13 protein-coding genes are annotated in these 17,312 nt (G+C 64.3%); 9 read left to right on the top strand and 4 right to left on the bottom strand.

Going from position 1 to position 17,312, the window contains the following annotated elements; genetic code table 11:
- Window position 1 precedes the first annotated feature (1 nt).
- From GA566_RS02000 to GA566_RS02015, 4 genes are all read right to left on the bottom strand, one after another.
- Window positions 2-895, bottom strand: coding sequence for a MoxR family ATPase (locus tag GA566_RS02000; RefSeq protein ID WP_160471409.1), 894 nt, complete (start codon window positions 893-895; stop codon window positions 2-4).
- Between the two features lie 169 nt (window positions 896-1,064).
- Window positions 1,065-1,865, bottom strand: coding sequence for a xanthine dehydrogenase family protein subunit M (locus tag GA566_RS02005; protein ID WP_160471411.1), 801 nt, complete (start codon window positions 1,863-1,865; stop codon window positions 1,065-1,067).
- Between the two features lie 11 nt (window positions 1,866-1,876).
- Window positions 1,877-4,261 (bottom strand): xanthine dehydrogenase family protein molybdopterin-binding subunit, encoded by a 2,385-nt coding sequence (locus GA566_RS02010; protein WP_160471413.1) that lies wholly within the window; start codon window positions 4,259-4,261, stop codon window positions 1,877-1,879.
- A gap of 10 nt (window positions 4,262-4,271) precedes the next feature.
- Entirely contained in the window at window positions 4,272-4,766 is a 495-nt protein-coding gene (locus tag GA566_RS02015) for a (2Fe-2S)-binding protein (protein WP_137924094.1), read from the bottom strand.
- Between the two features lie 255 nt (window positions 4,767-5,021).
- Between GA566_RS02015 and GA566_RS02020 the strand changes: the two genes are divergently transcribed.
- From GA566_RS02020 to ubiB, 9 genes are all read left to right on the top strand, one after another.
- Window positions 5,022-5,600: a YqaA family protein gene (locus tag GA566_RS02020; RefSeq protein WP_137924095.1), complete on the top strand. Its 579-nt coding sequence runs from the start codon at window positions 5,022-5,024 to the stop codon at window positions 5,598-5,600.
- Window positions 5,601-5,776: 176 nt separating this feature from the next.
- Entirely contained in the window at window positions 5,777-9,751 is a 3,975-nt protein-coding gene (locus GA566_RS02025) for an FAD/FMN-binding oxidoreductase (protein ID WP_160471415.1), read from the top strand.
- Window positions 9,752-9,930: 179 nt separating this feature from the next.
- Window positions 9,931-10,365, top strand: coding sequence for an HIT family protein (locus GA566_RS02030; protein ID WP_160471417.1), 435 nt, complete (start codon window positions 9,931-9,933; stop codon window positions 10,363-10,365).
- A 160-nt stretch (window positions 10,366-10,525) separates the two neighbouring features.
- A complete protein-coding gene (locus GA566_RS02035) occupies window positions 10,526-12,415 on the top strand; it encodes an ABC transporter ATP-binding protein/permease (protein ID WP_160471419.1) in 1,890 nt (629 codons plus the stop codon).
- A 21-nt stretch (window positions 12,416-12,436) separates the two neighbouring features.
- Window positions 12,437-12,853 carry a gamma-butyrobetaine hydroxylase-like domain-containing protein gene (locus GA566_RS02040; protein WP_160471420.1) on the top strand — a complete coding sequence of 139 codons (417 nt, stop codon included), beginning with the start codon at window positions 12,437-12,439 and terminating at the stop codon, window positions 12,851-12,853.
- Between the two features lie 22 nt (window positions 12,854-12,875).
- Window positions 12,876-13,607, top strand: coding sequence for a bifunctional demethylmenaquinone methyltransferase/2-methoxy-6-polyprenyl-1,4-benzoquinol methylase UbiE (gene ubiE, locus GA566_RS02045; RefSeq protein WP_137924100.1), 732 nt, complete (start codon window positions 12,876-12,878; stop codon window positions 13,605-13,607).
- A gap of 50 nt (window positions 13,608-13,657) precedes the next feature.
- Window positions 13,658-14,662: a Tim44 domain-containing protein gene (locus GA566_RS02050; protein ID WP_160471422.1), complete on the top strand. Its 1,005-nt coding sequence runs from the start codon at window positions 13,658-13,660 to the stop codon at window positions 14,660-14,662.
- 117 nt (window positions 14,663-14,779) lie between these two features.
- A complete protein-coding gene (locus GA566_RS02055) occupies window positions 14,780-15,451 on the top strand; it encodes an SCP2 domain-containing protein (protein ID WP_137924102.1) in 672 nt (223 codons plus the stop codon).
- Window positions 15,452-15,522: 71 nt separating this feature from the next.
- On the top strand, window positions 15,523-17,100 hold the full coding sequence (ubiB, locus tag GA566_RS02060; RefSeq protein WP_137924103.1) for a ubiquinone biosynthesis regulatory protein kinase UbiB: 1,578 nt from the start codon (window positions 15,523-15,525) through the stop codon (window positions 17,098-17,100).
- Window positions 17,101-17,312: the final 212 nt, after the last annotated feature.

The following is a 17,312-nucleotide window of genomic DNA, read 5'->3' on the forward strand; positions in this document are numbered from 1 at the left end:
ATCAGGCGGGCGTGGTGCCGGCGAGTAACTCGGCGATGGTCGGACCATCGGCGCGCGCCAGGTCGTCCTGGTACTTGAGCAGCACGCCCAACGTATCGCGCACGGATTGCGGATCGAGTTCTGTCACACCGAGCGCCGCGAGTGCGCGGCTCCAGTCGATGGCTTCGGCAATGCCCGGCGCCTTGAACAAGTCGATGCCACGCAGCCGATGGATGAAATCGACGGCCTGCCGCTGCAATGCTTCGGCCGCTTCGGGTGCGCGCGCAGCCACGATCTGCAATTCGCGGTCGCGCGATGGATAACCCATCCATTGATACAGACAGCGACGCTTGAGCGCGTCATGCACTTCGCGCGTACGGTTCGACGTGATGATGATCAGTGGCGGCGTCTCCGCGCGCAGCACGCCGATTTCGGGAATCGATACCTGATATTCGGAAAGCACTTCGAGCAGAAATGCTTCGAACGGCTCGTCGGCCCGATCGATCTCGTCGATCAGCAGCACACGCGGCACACCGGGCGCGGCGGGATCGGGCAGCAGCGATTCGAGCAAGGGCCGCTTGAGCAGGAATTCGTCGCGATAGAGCGACTGCTGCTCGGGACGTTCCCCACGCGCTTCGGCCAGACGCAACGCCATGATCTGGCGCGGATAGTCCCACTCATAGAGCGCACTGGCCGCGTCGAGTCCTTCGTAGCATTGCAGCCGCAACAGGCGCGTGCCGAGCATCGCGGCCATCGCATGTGCAAGCGCGGTCTTGCCGACACCGGGCTCGCCTTCGAGAAACAACGGCCGCTGCATGCGCAGTGCAAGGTAGAGCACCGTAGCGGTCTCGCGATCGGCGAAGTATTGCTGCGCGGCGAGTTGGGTGAGGGTGGTGTCGATGGAGGTTGGGAGCATGTAGATATCGGCGAAGCCTTTTGCTATGCGCTCCCCTCTCCCATGTCAGTGGGAGAGGGGTGGGGGAGAGGGCTCGACGTTCAAATTGAGGCTTGTTGGTGATTGCACCCCCCAACCCCTCACCCGCAATGCGGGAGAGGGGAGCAAACCAGGGGTGAGCAAGACCGCGTCACCCCTTCAACGCCGCCTCCACCGCTCTTGCTGTCAGCACCGGAATCAAATGCGCCCGATACTCCGGCGATGCATGCAGATCCGCATTGAGACCCGACGCATCCACCTTCACCGCTCTCGCCGCAGCCGGCGTAAAGCTCGCCGTCAGTGCCTGTTCCAGCGCAGGCGCGCGAAACACGCTATCGGCGGCACCGGTCACGGCAACTCGCACTGTCTTGCCACTGCGCGCCACCATCACCCCCACCAGCGCAAAGCGCGATGCCGGATTGCGGAACTTCACATACCCCGACTGATCGGGTACGGGAAAGCGCACGGCGGTGATCAGCTCGTCGGGTGCGAGCGCGGTTTCGTACAAGCCCTTGAAGAAGCTGTCGGCAGGAATCTCGCGACGATCCGTCACGACCGTAGCGTTCAGCGCGAGCACCGCAGCGGGATAGTCCGCAGCAGGATCATCGTTGGCGAGCGAGCCGCCGAGCGTGCCCATCGCGCGCACCTGACGGTCGCCGATGCCGAGTGCCAGCGACGCCAGCCCCGGAATGCGGCGCATGACTTCCGCGTTGGCCGCCACATCGGCATGGCGTGCTGCGGCACCGATGACCACGGCATCGCCCTGCACGTTGATATCAGCCATGCCGGGAATGCGCGCCACATCGACAAGCATCGATGGCGAAGCCAGCCGCAGCTTCATCGCGGCAAGCAGGCTTTGTCCGCCGGCTAGAAACTTGGCGTCGCCATCGGCCTTGAGTTTCGCCACGGCTGCCTGGGCATCGGTGGCGCGTTCGAACTGGAATGCGTACATGTCGTGTCCCCTTATGCCTTGGTAGCTTGCGCGGCCTGAATCGCCTGCCACACGCGGTGCGGCGTGGCGGGCATCTGCATGTCGCGCACGCCGAGTGGTGCGAGCGCATCGACCAGTGCGTTGATGAATGCAGGTGGCGAGCCAATGGCGCCCGCTTCGCCGCAACCCTTCACGCCGAGCGGATTGTGCGTGCATGGCGTGCCTGATGACGTTTCCACCGTGTAGTCCGGCAAGTCGCCAGCGCGTGGCATCGCGTAGTCCATGTAGGAGCCGGTCAGCAACTGGCCGCTGTCGGGATCGTAGATGCACTGTTCGAACATGGCCTGACCCAGGCCCTGTCCGATACCGCCATGCACCTGTCCTTCGACGATCATCGGATTGATCACGTTGCCGAAATCGTCCACGGCCGTGAACTTGACGACCTGCGACGCGCCGGTGTCGGGATCGACCTCGACCTCGCAGATATAGGTGCCGGATGGATACGTGAAGTTCGTGGGATCGTAGAACGCGTTTTCGTTGAGGCCCGGTTCGAGTCTGTCGAGCGGATAGTTGTGCGGCACGTAGGCGGTCAGCGCCACCTCCCCGAACGTCTTCGTGCGATCGGTGCCGGCCACGCGGAACACGCCGTCGCTGAACTCGATGTCCGCGTCCGAGGCTTCCAGCAAGTGCGCGGCGATCTTCTTGGCCTTGGTTTCGATCTTGTCGAGCGCCTTCATGATGGCCGATCCACCGACCGCCAGCGAACGCGAGCCATAGGTGCCCATGCCGAACGGTACGCGTCCGGTGTCGCCGTGCACGATCTCCACGGCGTCCAGCGCAATGCCGAGCCGCTGCGCCACGATCTGCGCGAACGTGGTTTCGTGGCCTTGCCCGTGGCTGTGCGATCCGGTGAACACGGTGACGGTGCCGGTGGGATGCACGCGCACCTCGCCTACTTCGAACAGTCCAGCCCGAGCACCGAGCGCGCCCGCGATGTTCGATGGCGCCAGCCCGCATGCTTCGATGTAGCAGGAGTAGCCGAGTCCGCGCAACTTGCCTTGCTGCTTCGCCGCTTCACGACGCGCGGGAAAGCCTGCTACATCGGCCAGTTCCTGCGCGCGTGCGAGGCATGGTTCGTAGTCGCCGGTGTCATAGGTCAGGCCAACAGGCGTGGCATACGGGAAGCTGCGGATGAAGTTCTTGCGTCGCAGCGCGGCGGGGTCGGTGCCCAGTTCACGTGCGGCAGCTTCGACCAGACGCTCGACGACATAGGTGGCTTCCGGACGCCCCGCACCGCGATACGCATCGACGGGTGCCGTATTCGTGAACACGGCTTTCACCTCGGCATAGATCGCAGGCGTGGCGTACTGGCCGGCGAGCAGCGTGGCGTAGAGAATCGTCGGCACGCTGCTGGCGAACGTGGACAGGTACGCGCCCATGTTGGCCACCGTGTGCACGCGCATGGCGAGGAACTTGCCATCGGCATCCATCGCCAGTTCGGCGCGGGTCACGTGGTCGCGGCCATGCGCATCGGTGAGGAAGGATTCGGAACGCTCGGCGGTCCACTTGATCGGGCGGCCTACCTTCTTCGATGCCCAGGTCAGCGCCACATCCTCGGGATACAGGAAGATCTTCGAGCCGAAGCCGCCGCCGACATCGGGCGCGATAATGCGCAGCCGCGATTCGGGCAGTCCGAGCACGAAGGCGCCCATCAGCAGCCGTTCGACGTGCGGGTTCTGGTTCGAGACGTAGACCGTGTAGCCATCGTCCTGCCGCGTATAGCTGGCGTTGACCGCGCGCGGTTCGATCGCGTTGGGGATCAGCCGGTTGTTGACGATATCCAGCGTGGTCACGTGCGCGGCGCGGGCGAACGCGGCATCGGTGGCGGCCTTGTCGCCGTGGCCCCAGGTGTAGCAGGTGTTGCCGGGCACATCGTCATGCACCAGCGTGGAGGCCGCAGCGGCATCGGCCGGGCTGACCACGGCAGGCAGTTCCTCGTAATCGACATCCACAAGTTCGGCGGCATCGCGCGCCTGCTGCAGCGACTCCGCGACGACCAGTGCCACCTGGTCGCCCACGTGCCGGGCCTTGCCGTGCGCCAGGGCAGGGTGGGGCGGCTCCTTCATCGGCGAGCCGTCGATGCTGTGGATCAGCCAGCCGCACGGCAGGCCGCCCACGTTGTCGCCGGCCATGTCGTCGCCGGTCAGCACGGCGATCACGCCGGGCGCGGCCAGTGCCTGCGCGGTATCGATCGAGCGAATGCGTGCATGCGCATGCGGCGAGCGCACGAAGTAGCCGTAGCTCTGGTGCGGCAGCGTGACGTCGTCGGTGTACTGGCCGTTGCCGGTGAGAAAGCGATAGTCTTCCTTGCGCTTGACCGGCGCGCCAATCAGCGAGTGTTTCTCGGGTGCGTTCATGGTGGCCTCCTTATTCGGCGCTGGCCGTGGCCACGTTGCCCTGCATCGCGGCCTGCCCTTGCTGCACTGCACGCACGATGTTGTGATAGCCAGTGCAGCGGCAGAGGTTGCCGTCGAGCTGCTCGCGGATGGCGTGGGCATCGGCGTTGGGCTGCTGGGCCAGCAGGGACGTGGCGGCCATCACCATGCCGGGCGTGCAGAAGCCGCATTGCAGGCCGTGGCATTCACGGAACGCCTGCTGCATCGGATGCATCTCGCCGTTGGTCGCCAGTCCTTCGATGGTGGTGACGCTGGCGCCGTCCGCCTGGAGGGCCAGCATGTTGCAGGACTTCACGGCGCGGCCGTCCATGTGGACGGTGCAGGCGCCGCACTGCGCGGTATCGCAGCCCACGTGCGTGCCGGTGAGTCGCAACTGCTCGCGCAGAAGCTGGACCAAAAGGGTGTGGGGTTCGACCTGGACGTCAACGGGCTTGCCATTGACCGTCAGGCGGAGGGAAATCGCCATGCTTGTCTCCATTGTGGGTGGAACGCGCATGGCCAGCTCCGACGACAATCCCGAATGACACTGCGCGGGACGGGCCACGACGCGGTACTGCCGCTTGGTTGGGACGGCTATTTCGTGATATTGGTGCTGCGGGTTTGCCGGTAATGTCGGCGCAGTGAACGAATCGCCGCGACAGGCTCTAACAGTTAATCACAAATCCCCCGGACTCGCCATGCGGTTTCCCCTGCCGCGTGCGACCCCGCCCCTGCCTGCCCAATGGAAGCTTTTACCGACTGGCTGTTCGATACGGTTGCCTTGCCCAAGGTGGGGCTGCCCGCCATCTTCGTGGTCAGCCTGATCAGTGCCACGCTGCTGCCGCTGGGATCGGAGCCGGCCGTATTCGGCTACATCAAGCTCAATCCCGGGATGTTCTGGCCGGCCATCCTCGTGGCCACGGCGGGCAACACCGTGGGCGGTGCCATCGACTGGTGGCTCGGCTACGCGGCCAAGCTGGCCGTGGTGCGCTATCGCCAGCGCCGCCAGCACCATGAGCATGAGGTGGAGCACGCCCAGCATCGGCCCCACCCGCGCAAGCAGCACAAGCCGAAGCTCGACGCCAAGTACTTCAGGTGGATGAAACGCTGGGGCCCGCCCACGATGCTGGTGTCGTGGCTACCGGTTATCGGTGATCCACTGTGCACATTGGGCGGTTGGCTGCGGCTGCCGTTCTGGCAGAGCGTCTTCTATATGGGGATCGGCAAGTTCCTGCGCTATCTGGTGATGACGGCGAGCCTGCTATGGATTCCCGATTCGTTCTGGCATGGCGTGGGTGACGCTATCCGGCAGTGGTTCTGATTCTCAATCCGCACGAAAATGCCGAAACCCGGGGAATTTCCTGATGTTTTTGGCGGTTATTGTCGTCAAGTGATTATGTTGCGGCGCGGCAAAACGGGGCGTTGCAGTACAATCGCGTCTTAACTGACGATAAATTGCGCACCGTCCCCGTGCGCTGCTTCAAAGCGGTCCCGCCCATGAACGCCCCACTCGTGCTCGACGCCAAACTCGCAGCGCAGGACGCCCCGCCGCGCCTGCGCGAGATCCCCTATAACTACACGTCGTTTTCAGATCGCGAGATTGTTATCCGTCTGCTCGGCGAGGAAGCCTGGCGCATCCTGGACGAACTGCGCGGCGAACGCCGCACCGGCCGCTCCGCCCGCATGCTCTACGAGGTGCTCGGCGATATCTGGGTGGTCCGACGCAATCCCTACCTGCAGGACGACCTGCTCGAAAATCCCAAGCGCCGCCAGATGCTGGTGGATGCGCTGCATCACCGCCTTGCCGAAATCGAGAAGCGCCGCGCCGCTGACCGTGCCGAGCATGCCGAACCGGCCGCCGAGGATCGCTCGCATCGCGTGGAGCAATTGGTGGTCTTCGCCAAGCAGGCGATCGAATCGTTCAAGCAGGAATTTGCCGATGCCTATGCGCTGCGCAAGCGCACCCAGCGCGTGCTGGGCCGCATCACGCAGAAGGACAACATCAAGTTCGATGGCCTGTCGCGCGTCTCGCACGTAACCGACGCCACCGACTGGCGCGTGGAATACCCGTTTGTCGTGCTGACGCCCGACACCGAGGAAGAAATCGCCGGCATGGTGAAGGGCTGCTTCGAACTGGGCCTGACGATCATCCCGCGCGGAGGTGGCACTGGCTACACCGGCGGCGCCGTGCCGCTGACGCCGTTCTCGGCCGTCATCAATACCGAAAAGCTCGAACGGCTCGATGCGGTCGAAATGACCGACCTGCCGAACGTGCCGCACAAGGTGGCGACGATCTTCTCGGGCGCCGGCGTGGTCACGCGCCGCGTGGCCGATGCCGCCGACAAGGCGGGTCTGGTCTTTGCCGTGGACCCGACGTCGATCGATGCCTCGTGCATCGGCGGCAACGTGGCGATGAACGCGGGCGGCAAGAAGGCCGTGCTGTGGGGTACGGCGCTGGATAACCTGGCGTGGTGGCGCATGGTCGATCCCGAGGGCAACTGGCTCGAGATCACGCGCATGGACCACAACCTCGGCAAGATCCACGATGTGCCGGTGGCCACGTTCGAACTGAAATGGTCCGATGGCGATCGCCGCCCGGGCGAAAAGGTGCTGCGCACCGAGACGCTGGCCATCGAAGGCCGCAAGTTCCGCAAGGAAGGTCTGGGCAAGGACGTTACCGACAAGTTCCTGGCCGGTCTGCCCGGCGTGCAGAAGGAAGGTTGCGACGGCATCATCACGAGCGCACGCTGGATTCTGCATCGCATGCCCAAGCACATCCGCACGGTCTGCCTGGAGTTCTTCGGCCAGCCGCGCGATGCGATTCCGAGCATCGTCGAAATCAAGGACTTCCTGGACGGCGAGTCGAAGCGCGAAGGCGGTGCGATTCTCGCTGGCCTGGAACACCTCGACGAACGATATCTGCGCGCGGTGGGCTATGCCACCAAGAGCAAGCGCAACGCGTTCCCGAAGATGGTGCTGATCGGCGATATCGTCGGTGACGATGAGGACGCCGTGGCACGCGCCACCTCGGAAGTGATCCGCATGGCCAACGGCAAGAGCGGTGAAGGTTTCATCGCCGTGAGCCCGGAAGCGCGCAAGAAGTTCTGGCTCGACCGTTCGCGTACCGCTGCCATCGCGCGCCACACCAACGCCTTCAAGATCAACGAAGACGTGGTGATTCCGCTGCCGCGCATGGGCGAGTACACCGACGGCATCGAGCGCATTAACATCGAGCTGTCGATCAAGAACAAGCTCAAGCTGACCGACGAACTCGAAGCGTTCTTCGCGCGCGGCAACCTGCCGCTGGGCCGCAGCGACGACGCCAACGAGATTCCCAGCGCCGAACTGCTCGAAGACCGCGTGCAGCATGCGCTGACGCTGCTGCGCGAAGTGCGCTCGCGCTGGCTCTACCTGCAGGGGCATCTCGATACGCCGCTGCAGATGGCCAAGGATTCGCTGATCGGTCACGGCCTGGGCCTGCTGGGTCCGGCATTCGAGCAGCGCCTGCAGGCGCAGCCGGACGCCAACGTATTTCATCTGCTGCAGGACCGCACGATCCGCGTGAGCTGGAAGCAGGAGCTGCGCGCCGAACTGCGCAAGATCTTCAACGGCGGCGAGTTCAAGCCCATCCTCGACGAGGCGCAGAAGATCCACAAGCAGGTGCTGCGCGGCCGCGTTTTCGTGGCGCTGCACATGCACGCCGGCGACGGCAACGTGCACACGAACCTGCCGGTCAATTCCGATGACTACGCGATGCTGCAGGACGCGCACGTCGCGGTGGCCCGCATCATGGATCTCGCGCGTTCGCTGGACGGCGTGATCTCGGGCGAGCACGGCATCGGCATCACCAAGCTGGAATTCCTGACCGAAGACGAGATCGGCGAGTTCCGCGCGTACAAGCAGCGTGTGGACCCGCAGGGCCGCTTCAACAAGGGCAAGCTGCTGCCCGGCGCGGACCTGCGCAATGCGTACACGCCATCGTTCGGCCTGATGGGACACGAGTCCATCATCATGCAGCAGAGCGATATTGGCGCGATTGCCGACAGCGTGAAGGACTGCCTGCGCTGCGGCAAGTGCAAGCCAGTGTGCGCCACGCACGTACCGCGCGCCAACCTGCTGTACAGCCCGCGCAACAAGATCCTGGCAACGTCGCTGCTGGTGGAAGCGTTCCTGTACGAAGAGCAGACGCGCCGTGGCGTATCGATCAAGCACTGGGACGAGTTCTCGGATGTGGCCGACCACTGCACGGTCTGCCACAAGTGCGTGACGCCATGCCCGGTCAAGATCGACTTCGGCGACGTGTCGATGAACATGCGCAACCTGCTGCGCAAGATGGGTCAGAAGAAATTCAACCCGGGCGCCGCCGCGTCGATGTTCTTCCTGAACGCGACCAATCCGCAGACCATCAACCTCGCGCGTACCGCGATGATGGGCGTGGGCTACAAGGCGCAGCGCCTCGGCAACGAGGTGCTCAAGAAGTTCGCGAAGAAGCAGACCCAGCATCCGCCTGCAACGGTTGGCAAGCCGCCGGTGCAGGAGCAGGTGATCCACTTCATCAACAAGAAGATGCCGGGCAACCTGCCCAAGAAGACCGCGCGCGCGTTGCTCGATATCGAAGACAACGAGATCGTGCCGATCATCCGCAACCCGAAGACGACCACGGCCGAGACCGAAGCCGTGTTCTACTTCCCGGGCTGCGGCTCGGAGCGGCTGTTCTCGCAGGTGGGACTGGCGACGCAAGCGATGCTGTGGCACGTGGGCGTGCAAACCGTGCTGCCGCCGGGCTACCTGTGCTGCGGTTATCCGCAACGCGGCGCCGGCCAGTACGACAAGGCCGAGAAGATGGTCAGCGACAACCGCGTGCTGTTCCACCGCGTGGCCAACACGCTGAACTACCTCGACATCAAGACCGTGGTGGTCAGTTGCGGCACGTGCTATGACCAGCTCGCAGGCTACGAATTCGACAAGATCTTCCCCGGCTGCCGCATCATCGACATCCACGAGTACCTGCTCGAAAAGGGCGTGAAGCTGGAGGGCGTCACCGGTACGCGCTACATGTACCACGACCCCTGCCATACGCCGATCAAGACGATGGACCCGACCAAGCTGGTGAACGACCTGATGGGCGGCAACCAGGGTGGCGGCAAGATCGAGAAGAACGAGCGCTGCTGCGGTGAATCGGGCACGCTGGCCGTGACGCGTCCGGATATCTCCACGCAGATCCGCTTCCGCAAGGAAGAAGAAATGCGCCGCGGCGCCGACAAGCTGCGTACCGACGAATTCAACGGCGACGTGAAGATTCTGACGAGCTGCCCGTCGTGCCTGCAGGGGCTGTCGCGTTACAACGAAGATGCGACGGTCACCGCCGATTACATCGTCGTCGAAATGGCCAAACACCTGCTCGGTGAAAACTGGATGCCGGAGTACGTGGCCAAGGCGAATTCGGGCGGGATCGAGCGGGTGCTGGTTTAATCGATTCTCACCGCTCCTGTTTTACTCCCCTCTCCCGCTTGCGGGAGAGGGGTTGGGGGAGAGGGTAAAGCGGTGCAAACTGCCACAAGTCGGCAAGCAGAACTGCCAACCCTCTCCCCCACCCCTCTCCCACTAACGCGGGAGAGGGGAGCGCATATCCACCGATAACGCTTTCTTCTATGCACCGACACCCCAACTGCCCCCTTTGCGAAGCCGATGGCGGCGAACTGGTCTGGATGGGGGATCGCGCGCGCGTGATCCTGGTCGAGCACGATCGCTTTCCGGGTTTCTGCCGCGTGGTCTGGAACGACCATGCATCGGAACTGACCGATCTCGACGAGGCCGACCAGGCCTGGCTGATGCGGCTCGTGGCGCGGATCGAGCGGGTGGTGCGTGAAGTGATGACGCCAGACAAGGTCAACCTGGCGGCGTTTGGCAACATGGTGCCGCACCTGCACTGGCACATCATCCCGCGCTATCGCTGGGACACGCATTTCCCCGAGGCCATCTGGGCCGCCCCGCAGCGCAATGCCGAGCCGGCGCGGATTGCCGAGCTTGCCAGCCGGCTGCCAACCCTGCGCGCCGCGCTGTCTGCGCTGGAGCGTGCGGACTGAGAAGCGCCGACGGATTTCGTCGCCGCACGGTTTTCCACAGCTTGGTAAAGTGCCGTAACCGTCTGGTACGGAACCCTCCCGCGCGGCGGGACGTCTGACTCCGGTCGAACAACAACATGCCTGCCTGGCTGCGGCCCCGGCAGGCCAACCCGCTGGCGCCATGTCATCCACCCCGTCCACCCCGTCGTCTGTCACCGTGCCCGGTCCGGCTGTCCCGATCCAGGCACTCAAGGCGCAAAGCCAGCTTCGGCTGGCGGCCACCTGGGCACTGATCAAGCCATACTGGAAATCCGAGGACCGCAAGGCCGGGCTCGGACTCCTGCTGCTGGTGGTGGCGCTCAACCTCGGCATCGTCTACATCAACGTGCTGCTCAACGAGTGGAACCGCGTGTTCTACAACGCTATCGAGCAGCACGACTACGTCTCGTTCAAGGCGCTGCTGCTGCGGTTTTCGTGGATCGCCGCGGCCTTCATCGTCCTCGCGATCTTCCGGCAGTATTACCAGTTGATGCTGCAGATGCGCTGGCGGACGTGGATGACTGGAAAATTCATGCAGCGCTGGCTCGGGCATCAGGCGTACTACCGCATCGAGCAGACCCACTCCACCGACAACCCCGACCAACGGCTGGCCGACGATCTCCGCCAGTTCACCGACGGTGCGCTGACGTTGTCGATGGGGCTGCTGAACTCGGTGGTCACGCTGGTCTCGTTCATTGGCATCCTGTGGGTCGTGTCCGGTCCGATCAGTTTCGTGCTGGGCGGCGTAGACGTGACGATTCCCGGCTACATGGTGTGGTTCGCCATTGGCTATGCGATCGTCGGCTCCATCATCATTCACTTCGTCGGGCGGCCGCTGATCGGGCTGTCGTTCCAGCAGGAACAGTACGAGGCAAATTTCCGTTTCATGCTTGTGCGCTTGCGCGAAAACAGCGAGCCGGTGGCGCTATACCGGGGCGAACCCACCGAGCAGGCCGGGCTGCGCGGACGCTTCGAACGGATTCGCGCCAACTGGAGCCAACTGATGCGCTACACGCGGCGGCTCACGTTCGTGAGTTCGGGCTATGGCCAGTTCGCGATCATCTTCCCGTTCCTCGTGGCCGCGCCGCGCTACTTCTCGGGCAAGCTCACGCTGGGCGGACTCATGCAGATCAACTCGGCGTTCGGCCAGGTGCAGGGCGCGTTGTCGTGGTTCGTCGACAGCTACTCCACGCTGGTGGGCTGGAAAGCCGCCGCGAACCGTCTGATCGATTTTCAGGAAGCCATTCGCCTGGCCGAGCGCGAGGACCTGACCCACGAGGGCCCCGGCGACATCGAGGTGGTGGAGTCGGCCAGCGCGACGGATCGGCATATCGCGATCTCGGACCTGGCGCTCGCCCTGCCGGTGCGCAGTGGCCTGGATGCCGACGACGTGGGGATCGATCCGCTGGGTCATCCCGGCCTGCGACCCCTCGTGGCGCCGTTCTCGCTGTCAATCGGCCCCGGCGAACGCTGGCTGGTGAACGGTCCGTCGGGATGCGGCAAGAGCGTGCTGTTCCGCGCCCTGGCCGGAATCTGGCCGTATGGCAGCGGGCGCATCGCCATGCCGCGCGCGCGGTCGCTGTTCCTGCCGCAGCGCAGCTACCTGCCGATGGGCACGCTGGCCGACGCGCTGTCGTATCCCGACGTCGGCACGGCGCATACGCGCGAGGCGCTCATCGAAGTCTTGCAGCAGGCACGGCTCGGCATGCTGGTTCCGCATCTGGATGTGTCTACCAACTGGTCGCTGCGGCTGTCGCCGGGCGAGCAACAGCGGCTGGCCTTTGCGCGGGCATTGCTCCAGAAGCCCGATTTCCTGTTCCTGGACGAGGCCACCAGCGCGCTCGACGAGGAAACCGAAGCGGCGATGTACCAGTTGATGGTCGATTCCCTCCCGGACGCGACCATCGTCAGCATCGCCCACCGCAGCACCGTGGCGGCGTTCCACGGCCGGCGCCTGAAATACGTACCGGTGGGGGCGGATGGGCAAGGCGAGGGCGGTGGAGTAAGCTATCGGGTCATACAAGATGCGTGACGGCGACGTCGCGCCCCTAACATGGCTGGCCTGGACAAAGACACCCCGCACCCCACCGCGCTGACCGTTCACACGCAGTCGCGCGTGCTTGAAGTCGGTTTCGACAATGGCCGCACCTGGCGGCTGCCTTTCGAACTGCTGCGCGTGTACTCGCCTTCCGCCGAGGTCAAGGGCCACGGACCCGGGCAGGAAACGCTGCAGACCGGCAAGCGCGGCGTCGGTATCGCGGCGGTGGAGCCGGTGGGCAACTACGCGATCCTGATCCGTTTCGATGACGGCCACGACACCGGCATCTATACGTGGGACCTGCTGTACCGGCTGGGCGACGATCAGGACGCACTCTGGGCGGACTACCTGAAGCGGCTCGAAGCCGCCGGCGCCAATCGCGATACGCCGATGGCCGGCCCGGGTGGTCACGGTTGCGGCCACCATCATTGAATTCAGTACCTGGAGTCAGAGAATGAGCGAAACCCACTTCGGGTTCGAGAAAGTCGACGAACGGGAAAAGGCCGGCAAGGTAGCCGGCGTTTTCCATTCGGTGGCAAGCAAGTACGACGTGATGAACGACCTGATGTCCGGTGGCATGCACCGGCTCTGGAAGGTGTTCACCATCGCCCAGGCCAATGTGCGGCCCGGCCAGAAGGTGCTGGATATCGCCGGCGGCACGGGCGACCTGGCCAAGGCGTTCGCCAAGCGCGCCGGCCCAACCGGCGAAGTCTGGCTGACCGACATCAACGAGTCGATGCTCCGCGTAGGCCGCGACCGTCTGCTGGACAAGGGAGTGGTCACGCCGGTGGCGCTGTGCGATGCCGAGAAGATTCCGTTCCCGGACAACTATTTCGATCTGGTGACGGTGGCGTTCGGCCTGCGCAACATGACGCACAAGGATAAAGCCCTCGCCGAGATGCGCCGGGTGACCAAGCCGGGTGGCAAGGTCATGGTGCTGGAGTTCTCCAAGGTCTGGAAGCCGCTCGAAAAAGCCTACGATGTTTACTCGTTCAAGGTGCTTCCATGGCTGGGCGAACGCGTGGCCGGGGATGCCCCTAGCTATCGCTATCTCGCGGAATCGATCAGAATGCATCCAGACCAGGGTTCACTTGTACGCTTGATGGAACAAGTGGGCCTCGAAAAGGTCGAATACTTCAATCTGACGGCCGGAGTCGTGGCGCTCCACGTCGGTAGAAAGTACTAATTCGCCATATCCGGATAAAAAAGGCCGGAAATGACAGGGGATCACTGCATATGACTTCTTTTCGTGGAAAATTCCTCGCCCTCGCGCTGATTGCGACGGTGGCGTTCGGGGCGGCAATGGATGCCGAAGCCAAGCGCATGGGCGGTTCGCGCAGCGTCGGCAAGCAATCGTCGAACGTGACGCAGCAACGCCAGGCCACGCCTCCGCAGCAGAACACCGCTCCGGGCCAGCCGGCCCAGAACGCGGCGGCACCGGCAGCAGCGGGTGCGGCGGGTGGTGCAGCAGCTGCGGCACCGAAGCGTAACTGGGGCGGCATGCTCGGCGGCCTCGCGGCGGGCCTGGGTATCGGCTACCTGCTGTCGCACTTCGGTCTCGGTGGCGCAGCGGCCAGCATCCTGAGCAACATCATCCTGTTCGGCCTGATCGCACTGGTCGCCGTCTGGCTGTTCCGCAAGTTCCGTGGCTCGAAGACTTCGGGACAGCAACCGGCCTTCGCCGGCATGGGCAACGCCAGCAACGGTAGCAACAACCCGTTCGGCGGCATGAACCGTGAGGCAGAACCGACGCTGCGTCAGCAGGATGCCTCGCCGAGTTTCGGCGGTGCGGCTGCCAATCCGGTGATGGGTGGTGCAGCGGCGGGTGTCGCGGGTGCTGCGGCAGTGCAGCAACCGTGGGGCGTGCCGGCGGACTTCGATGTCGAGTCCTTCGTGCGCAATGCCAAGGTTCACTATGTGCGCCTGCAGGCTGCCTGGGACGCGGGCAATCTCGACGATATCCGCGAGTTCTCGACGCCGGAAATGTTTGCCGAACTAAAGATGGATCTGGCCGAACGTCCGGCCGGCGAAGTCAACAAGACCGATGTGGTCACGCTCGACGCCCAACTGCTGGGTATCGAGACCACCGCCACCCAGTACATCGCGAGCGTGCGCTTCTCCGGCATGATCCGCGAGAAGGCCGACGAGGCCGCCCAGCCGTTTGGCGAGGTCTGGAATCTGGCGAAGGCGACTTCCGGCACCGGCGGCTGGCAACTGGCTGGTATCCAGCAGGAGTCCTGATCGCTGACACGCTCCTGGCCGCGACGATGACATGAAGCGGCGGGCGAGTAGCTTAGAATGGAGGCCCACGTACGCGTGGGCCTTTTTTGTTGGGCCAAGCCCGAACTCCCGGACGCCATGAACGCTTTGCCGACCCCGCTGGCTGCACCGATCGTCGCCGCGTTGAATCACCTGATCGAACAGGAACCCTGGGCATGCAGCCTGCTGGCGCCGTTCGCTGGCCGCGTGATCGTCTTTGACGCCGCGGCGTTCGCCTTGTCGCTGCGCGTGACGGGGCAGGGCTGCATCGAGCAGGCGCCTGCCACGGAGACGCCGGCGGTAACGCTGCTGGTGCCGCTGCAGCAATGGCCGCTCGTGGTGGCCGATGTGGCCGAGGGCGGTCAAGCCGCTGCCATGCGCCACGTGCGGATCGAGGGTGACGCAGAGTTTGCCAATGCCGTGTCCACGTTGGCGCGTAACCTCCGTTGGGATGCGGCCGAAGACCTGTCGCGCGCATTGCGGGGCGTGATGGGCGGCCCGGTCAGTGACAGCGTGGCGCAGCGCATGGTCGATGGCGCGCGGCAAGTGCATGAGGGGGCCACGCGCGTGGGTCGGGCGCTGCTCGATAACGTGACCGAATACCTGCTCGACGAGCAGCCAACGCTGGTCCGCCATGCCGCGCTCGACGGTTTCAGTACTGATGTGGCGCGCCTGCGCGACGACCTGGCACGCCTCGAAAAGAAGCTGGACCGCCTCGAGCGGTCGGCCGATGGAGGAGCCCCAGCCCCGCTGCCTTCGGCCCACCGCTGATCCTGGCAGATGCTTTCCGCCATGTTGCCTCCCGTCGCCGCCCAGAGCGGCGCACACCCTGAAGATTTCGCATGACCCGCCTGCTGCGTCTCTGCAAGATTATTTTTGTCATCCTGTATTACGGGCTCGACGAACTCGTGCTGTCGGGCTTCAAGAGCCGCCGGATCAAGTTCCTGGTGCGCGTGATCACCATTGGGCGCAAGCTCGAACAGCCGCGCGGTGTCCGGCTGCGGCTGGCGCTGACCACCCTGGGCCCGATCTTCGTCAAGTTCGGGCAGGTGCTATCCACGCGACGCGACCTGATGCCGCCGGATATTGCCGACGAACTGGCCATGCTCCAGGACCAGGTGCCGCCGTTCGACTCGGCACTGGCCGTGCGCATCATCGAGAAATCGCTCGGCAGGCGGGTGGACGATCTGTTCGACAACTTCGAGCACCAGCCGGTGGCCAGCGCGTCGATTGCGCAGGTGCACTTCGCCACGCTGCGCGGCGGCCCGAACCATGGCCGCGAGGTGGCGGTGAAGGTGCTGCGGCCCGGCATGCTGCCGGTGATCGACAGCGATCTGGCGCTGATGGCCGACATGGCCACGTGGCTGGAGCGAGTCTGGGTGGACGGCCGGCGCCTCAAGCCGCGCGAGGTGGTCGCCGAGTTCGACAAGTACCTGCATGACGAACTCGACTTGATGATCGAGGCAGCCAACGCCAGCCAGTTGCGCCGCAACTTTGCCGACAGCGAACTGCTGTGCGTGCCCGAGGTGTTCTGGGACTGGTGTACGAGTTCGGTGTTCACGATGGAGCGGATGCATGGCATCCCGATCTCGCGCACCGAATCGCTCAAGGCGGCTGGCGTTGACATGCACAAGCTGGCCGAGGAGGGCGTGGAAATCTTCTTCACGCAGGTGTTCCGCGACGGGTTCTTCCATGCGGACATGCACCCGGGCAACATCCTGGTGTCGGTCCAGCCGGAGACCTTTGGGCGGTATATCGCGCTGGACTTCGGCATCGTCGGGGCGCTGTCTGAATTCGACAAGAACTATCTGGCGCAGAACTTCATCGCCTTCTTCCGACGGGACTACCACCGCGTGGCGCTATTGCACGTGGAGTCGGGCTGGGTGCCGGCCTCGACGCGTGTCGAGGAACTGGAGTCCGCCGTCCGAGCCTGCTGCGAGCCGTACTTCGACAAGCCGCTCCGCGAGATTTCGCTGGGCATGGTGCTGATGCGACTCTTCCAGACGTCGCGACGCTTCAATGTGGAGATTCAGCCACAACTGGTGCTGCTGCAGAAGACGCTGCTCAATATTGAAGGGCTCGGGCGCCAGCTCGATCCGGACCTCGACCTCTGGAAGACGGCCAAGCCCTTCCTGGAGAAGTGGATGTACGAGCAGGTTGGCTGGCAGGGCGCCTGGGAACGCGTCAAGGTCGAGGCGCCGCAATGGGCCAAGATGCTGCCTGACTTTCCGCGCCTGGCGCACCAGTTCCTGGAGCGCCGTGCCATGGTCCACAACGGCGATCAGGAGCGGCTGCTGGCGCAGTTGGTCCACGAACAGCGCCGTACCAACCGGCGCCTGTCTACGGCGCTGATGCTGATGGGCGGCTTCCTTGCTGGCATCGTGATCGTCCAGGCGATGGCCTGGGCAGGGTACTGGTAAGCGGCACAGCGTCCGGCGGACTATCCGCCAACGTCAGCAAAACAACACGAAGTGCCCCAATACGGGCATTTCTCCGGGTGGCGGGATTTTTTTTCGACCCCGCCAGTCTCCATCGCTATAATCCGCGTTTTGATTCGGCTACGACCGCTCATGCCCCCCGCCGGGCGCCCGCGGCCCCGACCGATGAATTGGACACCGGCAGGGCGTTGCCA

Origin of the sequence: Cupriavidus sp. SW-Y-13 (assembly GCF_009793345.1) — a bacterium.
In the GTDB taxonomy this organism is placed as follows: Bacteria; Pseudomonadota; Gammaproteobacteria; order Burkholderiales; family Burkholderiaceae; genus Cupriavidus.

Coding starts and splice junctions, on each gene's coding strand:
- GA566_RS02000 (WP_160471409.1), bottom strand. CDS start 895: ATGCTCCCAACCTCCATCGACACCACCCTCACCCAACTCGCCGCGCAG.
- GA566_RS02005 (WP_160471411.1), bottom strand. CDS start 1,865: ATGTACGCATTCCAGTTCGAACGCGCCACCGATGCCCAGGCAGCCGTG.
- GA566_RS02010 (WP_160471413.1), bottom strand. CDS start 4,261: ATGAACGCACCCGAGAAACACTCGCTGATTGGCGCGCCGGTCAAGCGC.
- GA566_RS02015 (WP_137924094.1), bottom strand. CDS start 4,766: ATGGCGATTTCCCTCCGCCTGACGGTCAATGGCAAGCCCGTTGACGTC.
- GA566_RS02020 (WP_137924095.1), top strand. CDS start 5,022: ATGGAAGCTTTTACCGACTGGCTGTTCGATACGGTTGCCTTGCCCAAG.
- GA566_RS02025 (WP_160471415.1), top strand. CDS start 5,777: ATGAACGCCCCACTCGTGCTCGACGCCAAACTCGCAGCGCAGGACGCC.
- GA566_RS02030 (WP_160471417.1), top strand. CDS start 9,931: ATGCACCGACACCCCAACTGCCCCCTTTGCGAAGCCGATGGCGGCGAA.
- GA566_RS02035 (WP_160471419.1), top strand. CDS start 10,526: ATGTCATCCACCCCGTCCACCCCGTCGTCTGTCACCGTGCCCGGTCCG.
- GA566_RS02040 (WP_160471420.1), top strand. CDS start 12,437: ATGGCTGGCCTGGACAAAGACACCCCGCACCCCACCGCGCTGACCGTT.
- ubiE (WP_137924100.1), top strand. CDS start 12,876: ATGAGCGAAACCCACTTCGGGTTCGAGAAAGTCGACGAACGGGAAAAG.
- GA566_RS02050 (WP_160471422.1), top strand. CDS start 13,658: ATGACTTCTTTTCGTGGAAAATTCCTCGCCCTCGCGCTGATTGCGACG.
- GA566_RS02055 (WP_137924102.1), top strand. CDS start 14,780: ATGAACGCTTTGCCGACCCCGCTGGCTGCACCGATCGTCGCCGCGTTG.
- ubiB (WP_137924103.1), top strand. CDS start 15,523: ATGACCCGCCTGCTGCGTCTCTGCAAGATTATTTTTGTCATCCTGTAT.